The following is a 17,487-nucleotide window of genomic DNA, read 5'->3' as shown; positions in this document are numbered from 1 at the left end:
CGGCACCGCAACAACGCTCGAAACGGATTTCAGCGAACGCCGCACCGCCGGCCACAACCCGTGAACCTTCCCGGTCACAACACCAGGAAGATGGAATCGCGAAGAAGCCCCGGGATCACGGTGACCTCCGTTTCGGGGCTTCCTGCTGAGATCTTTATGGCCGGTGCAAGGCGGCATCACTCCGACGCCGGGTCGCTGAATGGTTCCGGTCGCTGGGGCAGCTGACGGACCATGTAAGGGTACGGACTCCGGTCGGCGGCAGTGCGTCGTGTTCCGTCTGCGGGTGATCGCAATGAAGGGTTCGATCCGGATCGGGAGTGTGCGGGGGCTGGAGCTGCGTGCGCATTGGAGCGTGCCGCTGATCATGCTGCTCTTCGCGTACGGTCTGGGCAGCCGCACACTGCCTGCGTACGCGCCGGGCCTGGCGTCGGTGGTGTACGCGGTGGCTGGAGTTATCGGTGCTCTGCTGTTGCTGGTGAGTCTGGTGGTGCATGAGGTGGCGCACGCGCTCACGGCCCGCAGGTCCGCGATCCCCGTGCGGGACATTACGTTGTGGGCGCTGGGTGGAATAACCCGGATGCAGCGGCCTGCGACGGCACGGGCGGCGCTCGCGGTCGCCGTGAGCGGGCCGCTGGCCAGCCTGGTGCTCGGCGGGGCCGCGCTGGGGGCCGCGGCCGGGGCCGGGGCCGGGGCCGGGGGCTGGCGGATACCAGCTGTTGTGCTGGGCTGGCTGGGCGGCACGAACCTGCTGCTGGGCGTCTTTAATCTGCTTCCCGCCGCGCCCTTGGACGGGGGCCGGGTCCTGCAGGCCGCGCTGTGGTGGTGTACGGGTGACGAGGACCGGGCCCAGCGGGTGGCCGGGCGCAGCGGACAAGTCCTCGGCATGGGTCTCGCCGTGGTCGGGTGGCTGGCTTTTGTGAGGGGGGTGTCGGGTGGCTTGTGGCTGATGGTCATCGGCTGGTTCGTAGCGCTCACCGCCGCGGCCGAACGACGGTGGGCCGAGCTCCGCACGGTCCTGCGCGGCGTACGCGTGAGGGAGGCGATGACCAGTCCGGCCGCCACCGGTCCGGACTGGCTGACGGTAAACCGTTTCCTGTCCGACGTGGCCGCACAGGCGGGTCATTCGGTCCTACCATTGGTGGACTTCGAAGGCCGTCCCAGCGGCGTCGTACGGCTGCGCCGACTTGGTGCCGTGCCGTCCCAGCAGCGGGAGACGCTGCGCATACGGGAAGTGGCGACCCCGCTGTCGCAGTGCACGCTCGCAACACCGGACGAGCTCCTCACGGGGGTCCTGGACCGCCTCGGCTCGGGCGGCGGACTGCCCATCCTGGTCACGGACGGCGGCCGACTCGACGGGATCGTCACCGCCCACGACATCAACCGAGTCGCCCACCAGCGGCACACAGCGGGCCCGGATGGCGCTACTCCGGCTCCCGGCGGATGACTTCCAGCACGGCCTGCCGTACGCGGATCAATCCCGGAACGGCCTGCCGCATCGGGACGCGCGAAGAAACGGGTACGTTCGCGCACTGCATCGGGTTCCAGGGCGACCGGGCGGCGCCGACTGCACGTCACCGCCTCCCCCTGCGCCGTGCGCTCGACGATTGGGCGCGGCTCGGCGGGGCGGCGACAGCGGATTCGGCATCGGCGGCTGTCGCGGCGCGGAGGGCAGTCGACGAGCACAGCTCATGGACCTGGTGTTCATGGTGGGGGCGTACGGATTGCTCGTGATGGCGTTCAACACGGGTTCGACGTGCAGCTGCTGGACGGGGAGTTCGACGCCGTGCCCGGACCGGTTAGTGGGCACGCGACCGCCCCGGGACACCGACGTCCCGGAGCGGACGGCCCCTGCCGATACGCCTCCGTCAGGCCTTGACAGCGGGCTCGGCAGTAACAGCGTTCCCCGCCTCACCGTCCTGTGCAGCGGCGGAGTGGGCAACGCCCGGGAGGGCCGTGGCCACCGCGGCTGCCAAGAGCGCGACGCCGCCGCCGATCAGCAGGCCGACGCGGAAGCCGTCCTCGGAGGCGAACGTGAAGCCGCCCATGGTGACCGTCATCTGCGAGAGGACGACACCGATCACGGCGGCGCCGATCGAGGTGCCGAGCGAGCGCATCAGCGTGTTGAAGCCGTTCGCGGCGGCCGTCTCGGACATCGGGACCGCACTCATGATCAGGGCGGGCATCGCGCCGTAGGCGAGACCGACGCCACCGCTGATCACGACGGTGACGATCAGCAGGCCCCAGGTCGAGCCCATCAGCGCCATCGACAGGCCATAGCCGGCCGCGATGACGAGGGAACCGGAGACGAGGGTGAACTTCGGGCCGCGCGCGTTGGTCAGCTTCCCGCCGAACGGCGAGACGACCATCATGACGAGGCCGGCGGGTGCCATCCACAGGCCCATCGCCAGCATCGACTGGCCGAGGCCGTAGCCGGTCGCCTCGGGGAACTGCAGCAGCTGCGGCACGATCAGCATCTGCGCGTACATTCCGACGCCGATCAGGACCGAGGCGGCGTTGGTGAGCAGCACCCGGGGGCGGGCGGTGGTGCGCAGGTCGATCAGCGGGTCGCGGGTGCGCAGCTCCCAGAAACCCCAGGCCAGCAGGACCACGACCGCGGCGGCGAGAAGGCCGAGCGTGCTGCCCGAGCCCCAGCCCCAGTCCGCGCCCTTGGAGATCGCGAGCAGCAGAGAGACCAGGCCCACGCCGAGACCGAGCGCGCCGGCCAGGTCGAAGCGCTGCCCCTTCGCCGCGGCCGGTACGTTGGGAATGAAGGACCAGATCATCACGGCAATCAGTGCGGCGAGGACGGCCGACCCCCAGAACAGTGCCCGCCAGCTCGTGTACTCCGCGACTGCGGCGGCGATCGGCAGGCCGAGGCCGCCGCCGATGCCCATGGAGGCGCTCACCAGTGCAATGGAAGAGCTGAGCTTTTCGGCCGGCAGCAGGTCACGCAGCAGGCTGATGCCGAGCGGCACCACGCCCATGCCCATCCCCTGCAGACCGCGCCCGACGATCATCATGGCGACGGACGAGGTCAGGGCGCACACCACCGAGCCCGCGATCAGCGGCACACAGGAGGCGAGCAGCATCTTGCGCTTACCCAGCAGGTCGCCGAGGCGGCCGGCGACGGGGACGCAGACCGCTGCCGACAGGAGCGTGACGGTGATCACCCACGTGGCATTGGAGGACGTGGTGTGCAGGATCTGCGGCAGATCCGCGATCAGCGGCGTCACCAGGGTCTGCATGATCGCGGCGACAGTGCCGGCCAGCGCGAGCGTGGCGACGACGCCGCCCGATCGGGAGGTCGGCTGGGGGCCGTCCATGAAGGGCTCCTCTACGTGTTCGACATTCGAGGCTGGAAGGGAGTATGCATAATACACATCTCATGCATCAACCATGTTGCATGTATCATGCATGGGGCAGGATCATTGCGACATCGCATGCACCGTCCGGCATGCACGGGACCGTCGAGGAGATCCGATGAACAGGGCCACGCGCCAGGTGGAGTACGAGCAGATGCTGCAGAGCCGCTACCTTCACCTGCACAAGTCGAAGGGGCGGCGCAAGGGCAGCACCCTGGAGCGCAGCGCGTACATCCTGCTCAGCCGCATCCGGGTGCAGGGCCCGATGTCCATCGGTCAGCTCGGTGACGCCTTCGGCCTCGACGCGTCCACCCTGAACCGGCAGACCGCGGCTGCCATGCGCGCCGGACTCGTCGAGCGCATCCCGGACCCCGACGGTGGCATGGCGCGCAAGTTCCGCATCACTGCGGAAGGCGAGCAGCGTCTCGACGAGGAGCGCGAGGGCACCATCCACACCCTGGAACAGATCATGGCCGACTGGTCCGACGAGGACATCGCTGCCTTCGCCGGCTACCTCAAGCGCTTCAACACCGACATCGAGCGCCTGGACGGTAGGCCCTGGCCGCGGCCGCGAGACGGCAGCGCAGGTGCCTGAGAGCTGCGCACGGCGCTCAGTGCCGCCTGAGCCGTTCTACCGGCCACCCGTGCCTTGTTGCCGATGTGTCGGCCGACCGGGAGGGACGCCGTCACCGGCGCCGATGCACACCCACTGGAGGGAGCCGGCTACGCCTGGCGCACCTGGGTGGACGAAACTGTCGTCAGCCGGGCGGCCTACCTGCTGGCCGACGCCGATCTCGCCACCGTGGCAGTGGCCTGCCCGGCCGCAACCCACCATGACGCGGACCGTGTGGGCGATGCGCGTCGGCTGACAATTCCCAGCTCTCGCGATCACCGTGCGGCGCCGCTGTTGCACCACACGGACCTTGTCAGCCCGATCGCAGACCTCCACCGCGATACACTGCTCACCCGAACGAAGGTAACCACGAAGCCTGCGTACCGGTCGCCCAACTGTGCGCGGCCGCGCCGTCAGGCTTACGCGACGCCGACCCGATGCGCACCGCGAATCAAATGCCGGAAACCCTGGCCCGATTCCGGCGGGCCAGGGTTTCCATGCTGTGCGGGCATTGCCATTACCACTTGTCGCGGAAGCGGTCCTCGATCACTCGGAAGCTGCCCACGACACCGTTCTTGACCCACACGCCGCCGTGGACGAAGCGCGGCGTGACACCGTTGCTGGTGCTGAACGGGCCGACCGTGGCAACGGGAGAGCCGTTGTCACAGGTCGCGCCGCGGAAGACCTCAACGGTCCGGCGGCTGTCGTTGCGGACGTTGAGAGTCCTGGAGCCCAGACCGCTCACCACGGTGATGCAGCCGTCGGGGTGGGCGGAGTAGGACCGCTCGTTGAAGAAAATCCTTCCCCTGTCGTAGTCGCCGCCGTAGCCGCCACCTCGGCCGCCGCCACCGTTGCCGCCGTAGCCGCCACCGTTGCCGCCACCCTTGCCACCGTTGCCGCCACCGTTGTCGCCACCTCGGCCGCCACCACCGTTGCCGCCACCCTTGCCGCCGTTGCCGCCACCGTTGTCGCCACCTCGGCCGCCACCACCGTTGCCGCCGTAGCCGCCACCGTTGTCGCCACCACCGTTGCCGCCGTAGCCGCCACCGTTGTCGCCACCTCGGCCGCCACCACCGTTGTCGCCGTAGCCGCCACCGTTGTCGCCACCTCGGCCGCCACCACCGTTGTCGCCGTAGCCGCCACCTCCGTTGCTGTTGCCCTTCCCGCCGCCGCCCTCTTCCAGCGGAGCGGCGGCCTGTTGCTGGACAACGGGCGCGGCTGCGGGGGTATCCGCGGCCGTGGCGTAGTTGATACCGGTTGCCGCCAGGGCCGCGGCGCCTACGACGGCGGCGGTCACGACGACAGTACGCGTGGTCATATCACTTCTCCTGTCTCAGAGACATCGGCTGGTGCCGATACGTGACAAACATACTGAACAATGTTTTTATCTGTCATATCGGACACCTCTAAGGTGTGATGCCCAACGGCCGATCGGGTGAATTTGCGCTGTTTGCGCATATGAGCTTCGTCTATTTGAAAAATAGTCATGTCGACCTCTATCTGAATGGCTGTCATTCTTCTTCTGTCGCAGCGTTCTGAGTGGTGGTCAGTGCCCGATCTGCCGCAGTAGGGGGCGAGGGCAGAGACCGGGGCCGGCTCCAGAGGTGAAGGGGCGCCCTGAACATCGGTTACGGCGTGGATCAGGACGTCATCGCCGAGCAGGACGGGACCCCCCGGCGCTGTACTGCAAGCGGGTGGCGCGTCACGCCCACGGCTGCACCGCCTGCTCGGGGCACGGATCGAGCCTCGTTCCGACAGAGGGCCGACTGGCGGGCTGGCGCTGGTTCCACTCACGGTGGTCGCCACGGGCCGTCCGCCGCAGATGGTCAGCACGGCCACCGAAGCGGACCACGCTGCTCCGGGCCCAGGTCAGGAGCATCCGAAATTGGCGCTTCAGTCGGCAAGTCCCGCCAACCGCGACGTGAGGTTGGCCCTCCCGGCGTTTCTTGTCGTAGTAGGCCCGTGAGGTCGGCTGCCACAGTGAGGCGAAGGCGGCGAGTACGTCTTCGACGACACGTTCGGCCATGCGGGGGGCCTTGGGCCGCAGCAGGGTGACCGGTCCTCGCCGTCCTGCCTTCCTCAACTCGCCGCCTGGGGAGCCGCACGTTCGAGCAGGGCCAGCACGGCCGGATGGTCAGGACGGGGGCCCAGGACCCGCTCAGGGAAGGGGGATCTGGGCGAGAAGCCCGCGCGTCCGGTTCTTGACGCGTGTCACCCCATCGGCCACGTCGCCGCAGCAGCCTTGCCCTGCCAGCCGTCGCGACCTGACAGGCAGTGGCACTGACGAGTCAGAGCTTCTCCTGCGAAGGCTCACTTGGAAGCCGGTCGAGGAGCGACTCGACTCCGTCCAGCATCCGCGCGAGCCCGAATTCGAAGAGGGTGCCGAGGTCGAGTTCGAACCCGTCCTGGTCGAAGAGCGTGGACAGGATCGGATACGACTGGGTGGTCTGGATTGCTTCCATCCGTGGCTCATTGGATGTCATCCACTCCTCAGGTGTCATTCCGGTGTCCTGTCGCGCCTGGGATTCCAGCTCAACGGCCATCGCAACGCCTTGGGCGTATCCGAGAAGAGTGAGGTGGACATGGATCACCTGATCCGGGGTAAGTCCGAGCCCGCTCAAGGCGCTCAGGGCCCGCTCGGTGTACTGCATCGCATGGGGCGAAGCCATCGGCCGAGTGAGGGCGGCCATGGCTCGCGCCAGCCAGGGATGTTGCTCGTACTGACCCCACAACCACCGTGCCTCCCGCTCCAGCCGCGGACGCCAACCAGCCGGTGGTGGGCCGGACGGTCCCCCGCTGAACACCACTTCCGACATCAGCCGTACGAGCTCTCCCTTGTTCGGGACATGACGGTAGAGCGCCATGGTGGAGGTCCCGAACTCGGTTGCGACTCGCCTCATGGAGAGCGCGGCAAGACCCTCCGCGTCGACGAGCGCGATCGCGGTACGGATGATGCGCTCGCGGGTGAGTCGCTGACCGGGGGCCGTGTTGCGCTCTCGCCCTGTCTCCGCAACTACCGTGCCGACACCAGGCACAGCTCGCACCAGTCCTTCCTGGTTCAGCGTGGTGAGCGCCTTTGTCGCGGTCGCCATCGCGACGCCCCACTCCTGCGTGATACGCCGGGTGGAGGGGACTCGGTCGCCAGGGGCGAGCTCGCCCGAGGCGATGCGACGGCGGAGATCCCCGGCGATGCGAAGGTAGGGCGGTTCGGTGGCCATGCCCTCACCGTACTAGTGCACTGGTTGCCCTACCTGCCCCTTTCGACAGGGGGTACGGCAGAGTGCACTAGGCATCTGTTTGCGGCGTACGCGATGACCCGATTCCGTAAGGCCATGGAGAACACACCCGGCCCCCGCGCGGGCCGCAAGGACTGGGTCGCCCTCGGTGTCCTGATGCTGCCACTGCTCCTCGTCTCGATGGACGTCTCGATCCTGTACTTCGCGATCCCGTACATCAGCCAGGACCTGAAGCCCAGCGCCACACAGCAGTTGTGGATTCTCGACATGTACGGCTTCGTACTCGCCGGGCTGCTCATCACGATGGGCGCGCTCGGCGACCGGATCGGGCGGCGCATGCTGGTCCTCACGGGAGCCGCAGTCTTCGGCGCGGCCTCGGTGGCCGCCGCGTACGCACACTCCGCCGACCTGCTCGTCGCCGTGCGCGCGCTGCTCGGACTTGGCGGCGCCGCCCTGATGCCCTCGACCCTCGCCCTGATCCGCAACCTCTTCCGTGACGAGAAGCAGCGCGGGAAGGCGGTGACCATCTGGACGGCCGTCATGACCACCGGTGTCTCACTGGGACCAGTAGTCAGTGGTCTGCTGCTGGAACACTTCTGGTGGGGCTCGGTGTTCTTGATCAACCTGCCTGCCATGGTGTTGCTGCTCGCGCTGGTGCCCTTGTTGGTACCAGAGTCCACACCAGCCGTCCGAGGCCGCTTGGACCCGCTGAGTGCAGCACTCTCACTCGGCGCATTGCTCCCGGTCATCTACGGCATCAAGGAGTGGGCCCGGCACGGCTACGAACCGCTGCCCGCTCTCGGCATCACCGTGGGACTCGTGCTCGGCTTCGCATTCGTACGCCGCCAGAGGCACCTCGCCCACCCCATGATCGACCTCGGCCTCCTGGGCCGGCGCGCCTTCGGCGGCCCGGTGCTCGCCAATCTGCTCGCTATGTTCGCCACGGTGGGCATGGCCGTCTTCCTCACGCAGTATCTGCAGTCCGTGCTCGGCCTGAGCCCGTTGACAGCCGCACTGTGGAGCCTGGTGCCGGCCGCGGGCGTAGCCGTCATGGCCCCGACCGGGGCGGCAGTCGCCCAGCGGTTCGACCGTGCGTACGTCATGGGCGGCGGCTTCCTCGTCTCCGCCTGCGGTTTCCTCTGGCTGACCCAGGTACGTACTGACTCGGCCCTTTGGTTCACCCTCGTCGGCGCCTCCGTCTATGCGGGCGGGCTGGTCGCCGCCATGACCCTCGCCAACGAACTCGCCCTGGGCGCGGCCCCACCGGAGCGCGCGGGGTCGGCCGCGGCCGTACTTGAGTCGGGCCAGGAACTGGGCGGAGCCCTGGGCATGGCCATCCTCGGTTCCATCGGAGCCGCGGTCTACAGCCGGGACATGTCCGACGCCCTGCCATCCGACATGCCGCACGCCGAAGCAGTACGCGAAACCCTGGGCGGCGCGACAGCGGCCAAGCTCCCCGCCCCCATGGCAGACGCCGCATTGGCTGCTGCACGTGACGCATTCACCCACGGAATGGGCGTCGCGTCAGTCGGCGCGGCCGTCGTCATGGCCGGAGCGGGTCTCTTCTCACTCGGCCTCCTGCGAGGCGTAGGCAAGACGAAACGCTCGACGCAATCGCCCACCGAACCGGGACTCACCACGCTCCTCTAAAGCGTGTTGCAGAAGGCTGTGTGTGAGCGGGCTGGCGCTGGACTGCGGTCCTGTTTGATCATGCGGCGAGCGCGTGGTTGTGCATGGTGGCGACTGCCGGGACCGCGTGGTGGAGGCCATCGCCGTGCTGTCGGCAGTCGCGGAAGATCTTGTAGTTCTTCAAGCGGGCGAAGGCGTGCTCGACGCGGGCGCGGACTTTGCGATGGGCGGCGTCGTCCTCTTCCTCACCGGGCGGCAACGCCCGACCGGGGCGTTTTCCATGCGGGACGACGAGGCCGGTGTTGATATACGCGCCGTCGCCAAGGACCGTTACACCATGGCAGTGCTCCGCGAGCCCGGATTCGCGCCAGACGCGGGCATCGGCCCGGTTGCCCGGCACCGGAGGGGACGTGGCGATGATCAGACGTGTGTCCGCGTCGATGATGACCTGCACGTTTGCCGAGAACCGGTAGTTGCGTGAGGAGGCTGCAACCTTCCGGTCCCGGACCGGGATCAAGGTCCCGTCCACGATCCACAGGCGGTCGACCGGCTCGTCCCGACGGGCAACCGGCTCCAGAGCGAGCTGTGGGCCCACCCGCTGAATGACCCGGCACACCGTTGCCGGCGAGACCCCGAACAGTGGCGCAAGCTGCCGCATGGTGAGATTCCACTGCCCGTTCGTCAGATCACCACACAACACGGCGAGTGATCATTTCACGACCTTGATCCACTTTCGCAACAGACCCTCAGCGGTTTCTTACGGATCACCACTTCTCTGAACTACGAGTTGCGAGGGTCGGGCCCGACGCCATGCAGTCGCCGGCCCCGCACGATGATTGTCCCCGCTCTCGGCACCCCGGCACGGCTTGTTCAGCCGACGGTCGTGTTGCTGTAGAGGTTCGTCGTCGCCAGACCGACATGCCCGGTCACCCTCCGATGAAGCTCACTGTTTCTGTCATGTCTGCCCGCCCGGTACGCAGCCGTGGCACGCCCTCCTTCTCGAATCCCACCGCGACACCACAGAACAGCACGAGCCCATCATCGGCTCCGACGATCTGGCCGACAGTCTTGCGATACATCGTCCACATCACCTGAGGGCAGCTGTGCAGCCCTTCCGCCCTCAGTAGCAGCATGACCGTCTGCAAGTGCATCCCCGTGTCCCCCCACTGCCCGGGCCCCATCGTCCGGTCGAGGTAGCAGAACAGCACGACCGGCGCCCCGAACGCCTCCGAGTTCAAGGCGGCGATCTTCATGGGCCTGTCAGGGTCGTCGCGCTCGATCCCCAGCGCCTTGTACCGCTGGGCAGCCGCGGCGGAAAAACGGTCCACATACGGCGAGGTCAGTTCGGCCGGGTACATCGGATACTCCCGCTCATCCCCCGGGTCTCCCGCCAGTGCCCTGGCCGTTGCGCGCCTCTTCAGCTCGGCCAAGGGCTCGCCGGTCACGACATACACATGCCACGGCTGGAGGTTCCCACTCGACGGAGCCCGCGTCGCTGCGGCCAGCACACGTTCGAGTATCTCTTTGGATACCGGATCATCGCTGAACGCCCGCACAGCCCGGCGACTTTCCACAGCTTCATACACATCCACGTCTTCTCGTCCTCTCACTCAACGACAACCACCTCTCTACCGTCTTCAGCACGCACAAGAGGCAACAGGTGAGGGAGTGTAAAACTAACGGCGGATCTGCTGATCAAGGAAGAGACGCCAAGTGACTGTGCAGGGTGCGGAGTTGGATTCGATCGAGGCCACTGGTCCGGCGGTTCCCGGAGGGGTGCCGGATGACCACCTGATCTCGAGGCTGATAGACCGGGCCCGGTCGGAGGGCCTGCAGCTGACTGGGGAGGGCGGGCTGCTGCAGGACCGTGCGGGAGGCGCTGCAGCGCCCTGACAGGTCGGGGGCGGTTCTTCGTCCTGGCCCGTGGGGAGAGAACGAGGACACGTTCGCGGCCCCTCAGTCGAGACAGAACTCGTTGCCCTCGATGTCTTGCATCCCGAGGCACGACTCGTTGTCGTCATCGGCAAGCAGTAGTCGCCCGCGTACCGCGCCGAGCGGGACCAGTCGTGCGCACTCGGCCTCGAGTGCGGCGAGGCGCTCTTCACCCACGAGCCCGGTGCCGACCCGCACGTCAAGATGCAGCCGATTCTTGACAGCCTTGCCTTCGGGAACGCGCTGGAAGTACAGTCGCGGGCCCACGCCCAAGGGATCAACGCAGGCGAACGCTGAACCCTGCCGCTCAGGTGGCAGAGAGCGATCGAAATCGTCCCAAGTAGCAAACCCCTCCGGTGGCGGCGGTACGACGTACCCCAACACCTCGCACCAGAAACGAGCGACCCGCTCAGGTTCTGCGCAGTCGAAGGTGACTTGGAACTGCTTGATCGATGCCATCAGTCCTCCATAACGCGTACTGTTCACCGAAACCCCGGATGTCATCGCCGCGTGGAGAGCAGACGCGCCACCAGGGATGCATCGATGTCCACCCCGTCGTCTGGCAACTTGGTGATCTCGGTCAAGGCTGGCGAGCCTGCCACATGATCACCCGAGGCTCAACCAATTTTCCACCCGCTGACCGGGGTCGTGCCTAACGTGCCTGGGGGCAGCCGTGCCATCCGACGCGGACAGATATGACAGCTATAGATAACGCTCGACCCCGAAGCAGAGATCGCCGCCTTCAACCGCATCCGCCAACTCGCCGGGCCACACCGGGCCGTGGTCCTGGTCACCCACCGCATGTCCGGTGTCCGCCACGCCGACACCATCTACGTCCTCACCCAGGGACGCCTGCGCGAGCACAGCACCCACGATGAACTGATCGCCGCAGACGGACGGTAAGCAGCCATGTTCCACACCCAGGCCGCCCAGTACGCACCGGATTCCCGCGCCCAGGTACCGAACCCCAGCACCCCGCCCGTCCCGGACCACTCCTGACCCCGCAGACCGGCTGACCGCCCAGGCGCCCTCCCCCGGTACTCGGCAGGACTGCGCCGCTGCCTCATGCTGCGGCGCGCCGCAGCATGAGGCATTCGGGCCGACCAGGGCCGGTGGCGCTCCCGGGACGCGGGCGATCGCGCCCTCGCCGGTGTCGTCCGGACCCGCTTCGGTGGCCAGGCGGCGGACGTGTTGAGGGGGCCCTCGGCCAGGGGCGCGGGCCGGGAGCCGGGTATCACCGCATGGACGCGGTGGGCGGACGTTCGCGTACCGCGCCGTAGGCGATGAAGTACGCCGGCACTCGCTTGAGCCACCGCGAGGTGGTGAACAGTTCAGTAATCCGCTGTGACCGCTTGGGGCTACCGAAGGGCGGGCGTCCCGCCAGTACGGGTGCGATGACCCGCGCATGGGCGAAACGCTGCAGCGCCTGCGTCGCGGCTGTGGTCGGCCACCGGCGGCGCTGAACGGCGCGGACGTCCCCCAGGCCGACCGCACCCCTGCGCAGCGGCTCGACGAGATACCGGGCGGTGGCGACCGCGTCTTCGACAGCAAGGTTGATGCCGATACCGAAGACCGGCGACATCGCGTGCGCCGCGTCACCGATGCACAGCAGTCCCGGGCGGTGCCAGCGCCGGAGGCGGTCGAGCCGTACCTCGAGCATCTTCACCTCGTCCCACGACCGCAGCGCGTGCACCCGGTCCGCGAGCCAGGGGACGGCGGCCGAGAAGTCGGCCATGAACCGCTCAAGACCGGCGGCACGGCGCTCGGCATCGGTCCCCTTGGGGATCAGCACCGCGCACTGCCAGTAGTCCCCGCGGTCGATCATGGCGGTGAGGAACCGGTCGCCGACGCCTCCCACGAGCCCGTGCGGATCGCCCTCCCGCCGCGGCAGCCGGAACCACCAGGCGTCCATGGGGCAGGCGAATCTCCGCAGGGCCAGTTCGGGCCGAGACCGGGCCAGCGAGCCCCGGCCGTCGCAGGCCACCGTGAGGGTGGCCCGCAGTTCACCGGTGCGGCCGTCGGGCGTGCGGTACCGCACCCCCATGACCCGTCCGCGCTCCACCAGGAAGGAAGTCGCCTCGGTGCTCATCCGCACGGAGAACGACGGCTCTCGACCGGCCTCGTCCACGAGGAGGTCGAGCAGGTCCCACTGCGGCACCATCGCCACGTAGTTGTACGGGCCCCGCAGCGCGCCGATGTCTCCGACGGTGACCAGCGAACGGTCAGGGCCGAGCGGCAACTGCACCGTCGTCACCCGCCGCTGCGGCAGACGGGCAAACCGCTCCGCCAGGCCGAGGTCGTCCAGCAGCGCCAGGGTAGACGGATGCACCGTGTCGCCGCGGAAGTCGCGCAGGAAGTCGCCGTGCTTCTCCAGGACCGTGACCGCCACTCCGGCCCGCGCCAGCAGCAGGCCGAGGACCATTCCGGCGGGGCCGCCGCCCACAACACAGCACGTGGTCCGTTCCATCGCAGCCCCTGCCCTCGGTGAAATCCCTGCATCCGTCACGATGGGACATATACCATCAAAACCTGCAAATCTGCCGCAAAGATTTGCGGATCCTTCTGGGAGGCATGATGAGCCAGCAGCCAGTCCTTCTGCCCTACGCCGACCCGGCCTTCGTAGCAGACCCCTTCCCGCTCTACCGATGGCTGCGCGAGGACGGCCCGGTACGGCGCGCCGTCATCGCCGGCGGCCTGGAAGCCTGGCTCGTCACGCGCTACGAAGACGGCATCGTGGCCCTGTCCGACCCCCGGTTCAGCAGCGACGTCCGTGACGCGTCGGATCCACGGCTCATGCAGCGGCTGCCCGCGACGGAACGCGAGTCCATGCTGCGCAACATGCTCCGCTCCGACCCGCCCGACCACACCCGCCTACGCCGCCTGGTCTCCAAAGCGTTCACAGCGCGGAGGGTGGCCGAGCTGCGGCCTCGCGTCCAGGCCATCACCGACCGACTGCTCGACGCGATCGTGCCGGTCGGCCGCGCCGACCTCGTCGAGGACTTCGCGCTGCCGCTTCCGGTCACGGTGATCAGCGAATTGCTCGGGGTGCCTGTGGCCGACCGGCACGACTTCCAGCGGTGGACCGACGACATGATCCTCCAGGGAGTGGAGCCGCCGGATCCGGCCCAGGTGGACGCGGTGTGGCGGCAGATGCGCTCGTACCTGACCAGGCTCCTGGAGGCCAAACGGGCCCGGCCCGGGGACGACCTGCTCAGTGCGCTGATCACCACCCGGGACGAGGAGCACCGGCTGGACGAGGACGAGCTGATCGCCATGGCCTTCCTGCTGCTGGTGGCCGGATACATCACCACGGTCAACCTGATCGGCAGCGGCATCGCCGCGCTGCTCGCCCACCCGGACCAGCTTCAGATGCTGCGGGAAGATCCGGCGCTTCTGCCGGGCGCGATCGAGGAGTTCCTCCGCTACGACGGACCGGTCAACCCCGGGATCGCGCGGTTCGCGCGCGAGGACGTCTCCATCGCGGGCGTGACCGTCCCACGCGGCGCAACCGTGCTGGTCGCCTCCGCCATCGCCGACCGCGACCCGGCACGGTTCTCCGACCCCGATCGTCTGGACATCACCCGACAGGACAACACCCACCTCGGGTTCGGGCACGGCATCCATTACTGCCTGGGGGCGCCGCTGGCCCGGCTCGAGGGCCAGATCGCCATCGGAACCGCCCTGCGCCGCCTTCCCCACCTCGCCCTGGCCGTGCCGCCCGGCGAGCTGCAATGGCGGCCGGGCGGGCTGCGCGGCCCCGAGCGGCTGCCCGTCACCTTCACGTCGGCCGACCCGAACTGAACAAGCGAACGCCGGCCTGGCGCGAGTAACGGGCGGAACGCCGCCGGCTGCGACCCCACCCGGAGCTACTCCGCCGATGACGTCAGCGCAGGCTGAAGGCCCGGGTGATCATCCGGAAGACGCTGTTGTCGGCGCTGTGCCGGGCAGTGCCCCGGAGCGTGACGAAGCCCGCGGACTTCGACGCCTTCAGGGCCGTCCGCCATGCGCCGCCGTCCCGGTCCAGCCCGGGCCGCCGCCAGGTGGTCCTGCACACCGGGATCACGGCCCGGGGTCTGGGGTTCAGGTGTGGGTGTCGTCGCCGGGGACGATGCGGCGCCAGATCTCGCGTTGGAATTGTTGGGCGGTCATGTCGATGTGTTCGGTCATCAGGGCTTCGGCGCGGCTGGTGTCTCCGGCGGCGATGGCTTCGGCGATGGCCTCGTGCTGTTCGGCGGCCACGTGCAGGGATCCGCCTGCGATGCCAGCCAGTCCTATGGTGGTGACCTGGCGCTGCAGACGTCGCATCGCGTCGAGGGTGGAGGCGAAGAACATGTTGGCGGCGGCGGCCGCGATGCCGGTGTGGAAGGCCTCGTCGGCGAGGGTGAAGGCGTCGATGTCGCCGTGCTGTGCTGCTTGCGTGGACTGTTGTGCGGCTTCGCGTACCGCCTTGACCTGTGCGGGGGTGGCTCGCTGCGCGGCCAGGTTGGTGGTGGTGGTCTCCAGGTGGCGGCGGAATTCGAAGAGTTCGTCGACCTGGCGCAGGTCCGCGGGCAGGAAGTTGGCGAGCGACTGCTGCCAGGAGGACTGCTCGGGCTCGGCCACGAAGATGCCGCGGCCCTTCTGCACGGACAGCCGCCCCAGGGCGGAGAGGATCTTCACCGCTTCCCGGACCACGGTCCGGCTCATCTGCACCTCGTCGGCCAGGTCCTTCTCCGTGGGCAGCCGGTCGCCGGGCTGAAGTCCTCCCCGGACGACGTACTCGAGGATGCGTTCGGCCGCGACCTCGTACCCGGGGCGGTAACCGCGGCCCGTGCCCGCAGGCACGGGCGCGGAGGTCTTCTCTGAGTGGGTCAACGACTCTCCCTCGCTTCCCTCTTGGGCCGCTGGTCGGCACACCCTAGCCTCAACGCCCGCAAGTATTTCCGATACATCATGTGATCTGCGCTCAGTGAATCACATCCACCCCCTTGACGCCAGGATCCGCTAACCCCAGACTCTTCCCTGCCCCACTCAGGCCGTTCCACCTCGCTCAACGAGGTTGTTCCACCCCCGTCCAGTCGCGGCGCACCCCTGGATAGCCTGCCCTCGAACCCCCATAACCGCGACAGACCCCCACAGGAGAGCCAGCACAGTTCAGTCTCGCGAATCTGTCATGTATCAGATCTATCTCCAATGCATCGTAGCGCAGATGGCAACGGCTAAGGGCTTCCCGTAATCCCTGGCGGGACAGCGCGCGGCGTCGGATGCGGTGCATCGCAAGGCGGAGAGGCGTCCACATACTGGATGTATTCGGACGTTCCGACAACGCGGCGAGGTGCCGTAGCTGTCGTCGTACGCCCGTCAGGGGTTACGGGACAGCCCTTAGCTCATCGAAATCCCCTGAAAGGACAAACGCATTGGACGACATCACGCTCGGCGTCATCGGCCTTGGCAACCGCAGCGACCTGGTCGAGCTGGCCCACCTGCCCGGCTCGGGCTCGCTGGTGGCCGCCGTCTGCGACCACGACCCGCGGATCCTGGCACGCGCCGAGGAGCGCTTCGGCACCCAGGTGAGGACCACCGCGGACCACCACGAGCTGCTCGATGCCGGGATTGACGGCGTGTTCGTGCTGACCCCGGACCACACGCACGAGCAGATCGGCCTGGACTTCCTCACGGCCGGAATCCCGGTCTTCCTGGACAAGCCGATGGCGATCACCACCGAGGGCTGCGACCGGCTGCTCGCGGCGGCCCGCGAGCACCGGACCCCGTTGTACGTCGGCCACAACATGCGGCACATGCCGGTCGTGGTGGCCATCCGCGAGCTGATCACCAGCGGCGCCATCGGCGAGGTCAAGGCCATCTGGTGCCGCCACTTCGTCGGCCACGGCGGGGACTTCTACTTCAAGGACTGGCATGCCGATCGGCGCAACACCACCGGTCTGCTGCTGCAGAAGGGGGCCCACGACATCGATGTCATCCACTGGCTGGCCGGCGGCTACACCCGGCGGGTGAACGCCATGGGCGGACTGACAGTCTACGGCGGCATCAGCTCGCGCCGCGACCGCAGCGGGGAGCGGATGACCGAGTGGCTGTCGACGGAGAACTGGCCGCCACTCAGCCTCACCGGTCTCAACCCGGTGGTGGACGTGGAGGACCTGAGCATGATGCAGATGCAGCTGGACAACGGCGTTTTCGCGAGCTACCAGCAGTGCCACTACACACCTGACTACTGGCGCAACTACATGGTGATCGGCACCGAGGGGCGGCTGGAGAACTTCGGCGACTCCGAGGGGGCGGAGGTCCGGGTGTGGAACCGCCGTTCCGACTACCGCGCCGAGGCGGACCTGGTGGTGCCCGTCCACACCCCGCCCGGCACGCACGGTGGCGCCGACCCGGTGCTGGTCGCGGAGTTCCTGCGGTTCGTGCGGGAGGGCGGGGCCACCGTCACCTCGCCGCTGGCGGCCCGCGAAGCGGTGGCCGCCGGGTACGCGGCGACCATGTCGCTGCGAGACGGGGGAAGGGCCATCGACGTCGCTCCCGTGGAGCCGGAAATGGCCGCATACTTCGCACACGGTCAGAAGTGAGCCCGCCGGAGGGCGAGTAGGGACTCGGGTTCGCTCCCTTGAGTCGTTCACCCCCCAACACCTTCGGCGCCGCCCAGGGCTGGGGCGGCGGTCGATGCCCCGCGCGCGCGGTCCGGGGCCGACGACCTCCTCGGCCGCACCGAAGGGGC

13 protein-coding genes and 3 pseudogenes are annotated in these 17,487 nt (G+C 68.2%); 6 read left to right on the top strand and 10 right to left on the bottom strand.

Translation table 11 applies throughout. From position 1 onward, the window contains the following. The first annotated feature begins 292 nt into the window (after positions 1 to 292). The gene (locus tag OH809_RS40025) at positions 293 to 1,444 is read left to right on the top strand and encodes a site-2 protease family protein (RefSeq protein WP_406424710.1); all 1,152 of its coding nucleotides are present in this window, start codon (positions 293 to 295) and stop codon (positions 1,442 to 1,444) included. Between the two features lie 421 nt (positions 1,445 to 1,865). Here the strand turns inward: OH809_RS40025 and OH809_RS40020 are convergent, their stop codons facing one another. Next, the gene (locus tag OH809_RS40020) at positions 1,866 to 3,323 is read right to left on the bottom strand and encodes an MFS transporter (RefSeq protein ID WP_406416155.1); all 1,458 of its coding nucleotides are present in this window, start codon (positions 3,321 to 3,323) and stop codon (positions 1,866 to 1,868) included. Positions 3,324 to 3,480: 157 nt separating this feature from the next. On the opposite strand from OH809_RS40020, the gene OH809_RS40015 reads away from it, so the two are divergent. Beyond that, positions 3,481 to 3,957: a MarR family winged helix-turn-helix transcriptional regulator gene (locus tag OH809_RS40015; protein WP_406416157.1), complete on the top strand. Its 477-nt coding sequence runs from the start codon at positions 3,481 to 3,483 to the stop codon at positions 3,955 to 3,957. Between the two features lie 535 nt (positions 3,958 to 4,492). On the opposite strand, the gene OH809_RS40010 is transcribed toward OH809_RS40015, so the two are convergent. The 3 genes and pseudogenes from OH809_RS40010 to OH809_RS40000 all read right to left on the bottom strand — a co-directional run bounded on the left by OH809_RS40010 (position 4,493) and on the right by OH809_RS40000 (position 7,193). After that, positions 4,493 to 5,293 (bottom strand): hypothetical protein, encoded by an 801-nt coding sequence (locus OH809_RS40010; protein ID WP_406516171.1) that lies wholly within the window; start codon positions 5,291 to 5,293, stop codon positions 4,493 to 4,495. 672 nt (positions 5,294 to 5,965) lie between these two features. Continuing rightward, positions 5,966 to 6,205 (bottom strand): annotated as a pseudogene (locus OH809_RS40005) (IS110 family transposase); the annotation flags it as partial. A 58-nt stretch (positions 6,206 to 6,263) separates the two neighbouring features. Next, a complete protein-coding gene (locus OH809_RS40000) occupies positions 6,264 to 7,193 on the bottom strand; it encodes a TetR/AcrR family transcriptional regulator C-terminal domain-containing protein (protein ID WP_406416161.1) in 930 nt (309 codons plus the stop codon). A gap of 114 nt (positions 7,194 to 7,307) precedes the next feature. Here OH809_RS40000 and OH809_RS39995 point away from each other — a divergent pair, with 114 nt between their 5' ends. Continuing rightward, positions 7,308 to 8,861 carry an MFS transporter gene (locus tag OH809_RS39995; RefSeq protein ID WP_406416162.1) on the top strand — a complete coding sequence of 518 codons (1,554 nt, stop codon included), beginning with the start codon at positions 7,308 to 7,310 and terminating at the stop codon, positions 8,859 to 8,861. Between the two features lie 58 nt (positions 8,862 to 8,919). On the opposite strand, the pseudogene OH809_RS39990 reads toward OH809_RS39995, so the two are convergent. From OH809_RS39990 to OH809_RS39980, 3 genes and pseudogenes are all read right to left on the bottom strand, one after another. Beyond that, positions 8,920 to 9,507 (bottom strand): annotated as a pseudogene (locus OH809_RS39990) (transposase family protein); the annotation flags it as partial. A 259-nt stretch (positions 9,508 to 9,766) separates the two neighbouring features. Beyond that, positions 9,767 to 10,432, bottom strand: a complete 666-nt coding sequence (locus OH809_RS39985) for a nitroreductase (protein ID WP_406416164.1) — start codon at positions 10,430 to 10,432, stop codon at positions 9,767 to 9,769. A gap of 364 nt (positions 10,433 to 10,796) precedes the next feature. Continuing rightward, positions 10,797 to 11,231: a VOC family protein gene (locus OH809_RS39980; RefSeq protein ID WP_406516170.1), complete on the bottom strand. Its 435-nt coding sequence runs from the start codon at positions 11,229 to 11,231 to the stop codon at positions 10,797 to 10,799. Positions 11,232 to 11,486: 255 nt separating this feature from the next. On the opposite strand from OH809_RS39980, the pseudogene OH809_RS39975 reads away from it, so the two are divergent. Next, positions 11,487 to 11,771, top strand: a pseudogene (locus OH809_RS39975) (ABC transporter ATP-binding protein); the annotation flags it as partial. A 235-nt stretch (positions 11,772 to 12,006) separates the two neighbouring features. Here the strand turns inward: OH809_RS39975 and OH809_RS39970 are convergent. Then, complete coding sequence (locus OH809_RS39970; protein WP_406416165.1) at positions 12,007 to 13,239, bottom strand: FAD-dependent oxidoreductase; 1,233 nt, start codon at positions 13,237 to 13,239, stop codon at positions 12,007 to 12,009. A 107-nt stretch (positions 13,240 to 13,346) separates the two neighbouring features. Between OH809_RS39970 and OH809_RS39965 the strand changes: the two genes are divergently transcribed. After that, entirely contained in the window at positions 13,347 to 14,573 is a 1,227-nt protein-coding gene (locus OH809_RS39965) for a cytochrome P450 (RefSeq protein ID WP_406416166.1), read from the top strand. Positions 14,574 to 14,655: 82 nt separating this feature from the next. On the opposite strand, the gene OH809_RS39960 is transcribed toward OH809_RS39965, so the two are convergent. Beyond that, positions 14,656 to 14,835, bottom strand: coding sequence for a hypothetical protein (locus OH809_RS39960; RefSeq protein WP_406416167.1), 180 nt, complete (start codon positions 14,833 to 14,835; stop codon positions 14,656 to 14,658). 17 nt (positions 14,836 to 14,852) lie between these two features. Further along, positions 14,853 to 15,626: a FadR/GntR family transcriptional regulator gene (locus OH809_RS39955; protein ID WP_406416169.1), complete on the bottom strand. Its 774-nt coding sequence runs from the start codon at positions 15,624 to 15,626 to the stop codon at positions 14,853 to 14,855. Positions 15,627 to 16,168: 542 nt separating this feature from the next. Here OH809_RS39955 and OH809_RS39950 point away from each other — a divergent pair. Then, positions 16,169 to 17,338, top strand: a complete 1,170-nt coding sequence (locus OH809_RS39950; protein ID WP_406516169.1) for a Gfo/Idh/MocA family protein — start codon at positions 16,169 to 16,171, stop codon at positions 17,336 to 17,338. Positions 17,339 to 17,487 lie beyond the last annotated feature (149 nt).

This window comes from Streptomyces sp. NBC_00873, assembly GCF_045207415.1.
Taxonomy (GTDB): domain Bacteria; phylum Actinomycetota; class Actinomycetes; order Streptomycetales; family Streptomycetaceae; genus Streptomyces.
The sequence above is the reverse complement of the archived record's forward strand: the minus strand, read 5'-3'. Positions and strand labels throughout refer to the sequence as shown.

Coding starts and splice junctions, on each gene's coding strand:
- OH809_RS40025 (WP_406424710.1), top strand. CDS start 293: ATGAAGGGTTCGATCCGGATCGGGAGTGTGCGGGGGCTGGAGCTGCGT.
- OH809_RS40020 (WP_406416155.1), bottom strand. CDS start 3,323: ATGGACGGCCCCCAGCCGACCTCCCGATCGGGCGGCGTCGTCGCCACG.
- OH809_RS40015 (WP_406416157.1), top strand. CDS start 3,481: ATGAACAGGGCCACGCGCCAGGTGGAGTACGAGCAGATGCTGCAGAGC.
- OH809_RS40010 (WP_406516171.1), bottom strand. CDS start 5,293: ATGACCACGCGTACTGTCGTCGTGACCGCCGCCGTCGTAGGCGCCGCG.
- OH809_RS40000 (WP_406416161.1), bottom strand. CDS start 7,193: ATGGCCACCGAACCGCCCTACCTTCGCATCGCCGGGGATCTCCGCCGT.
- OH809_RS39995 (WP_406416162.1), top strand. CDS start 7,308: ATGGAGAACACACCCGGCCCCCGCGCGGGCCGCAAGGACTGGGTCGCC.
- OH809_RS39980 (WP_406516170.1), bottom strand. CDS start 11,231: ATGGCATCGATCAAGCAGTTCCAAGTCACCTTCGACTGCGCAGAACCT.
- OH809_RS39970 (WP_406416165.1), bottom strand. CDS start 13,239: ATGGAACGGACCACGTGCTGTGTTGTGGGCGGCGGCCCCGCCGGAATG.
- OH809_RS39965 (WP_406416166.1), top strand. CDS start 13,347: ATGAGCCAGCAGCCAGTCCTTCTGCCCTACGCCGACCCGGCCTTCGTA.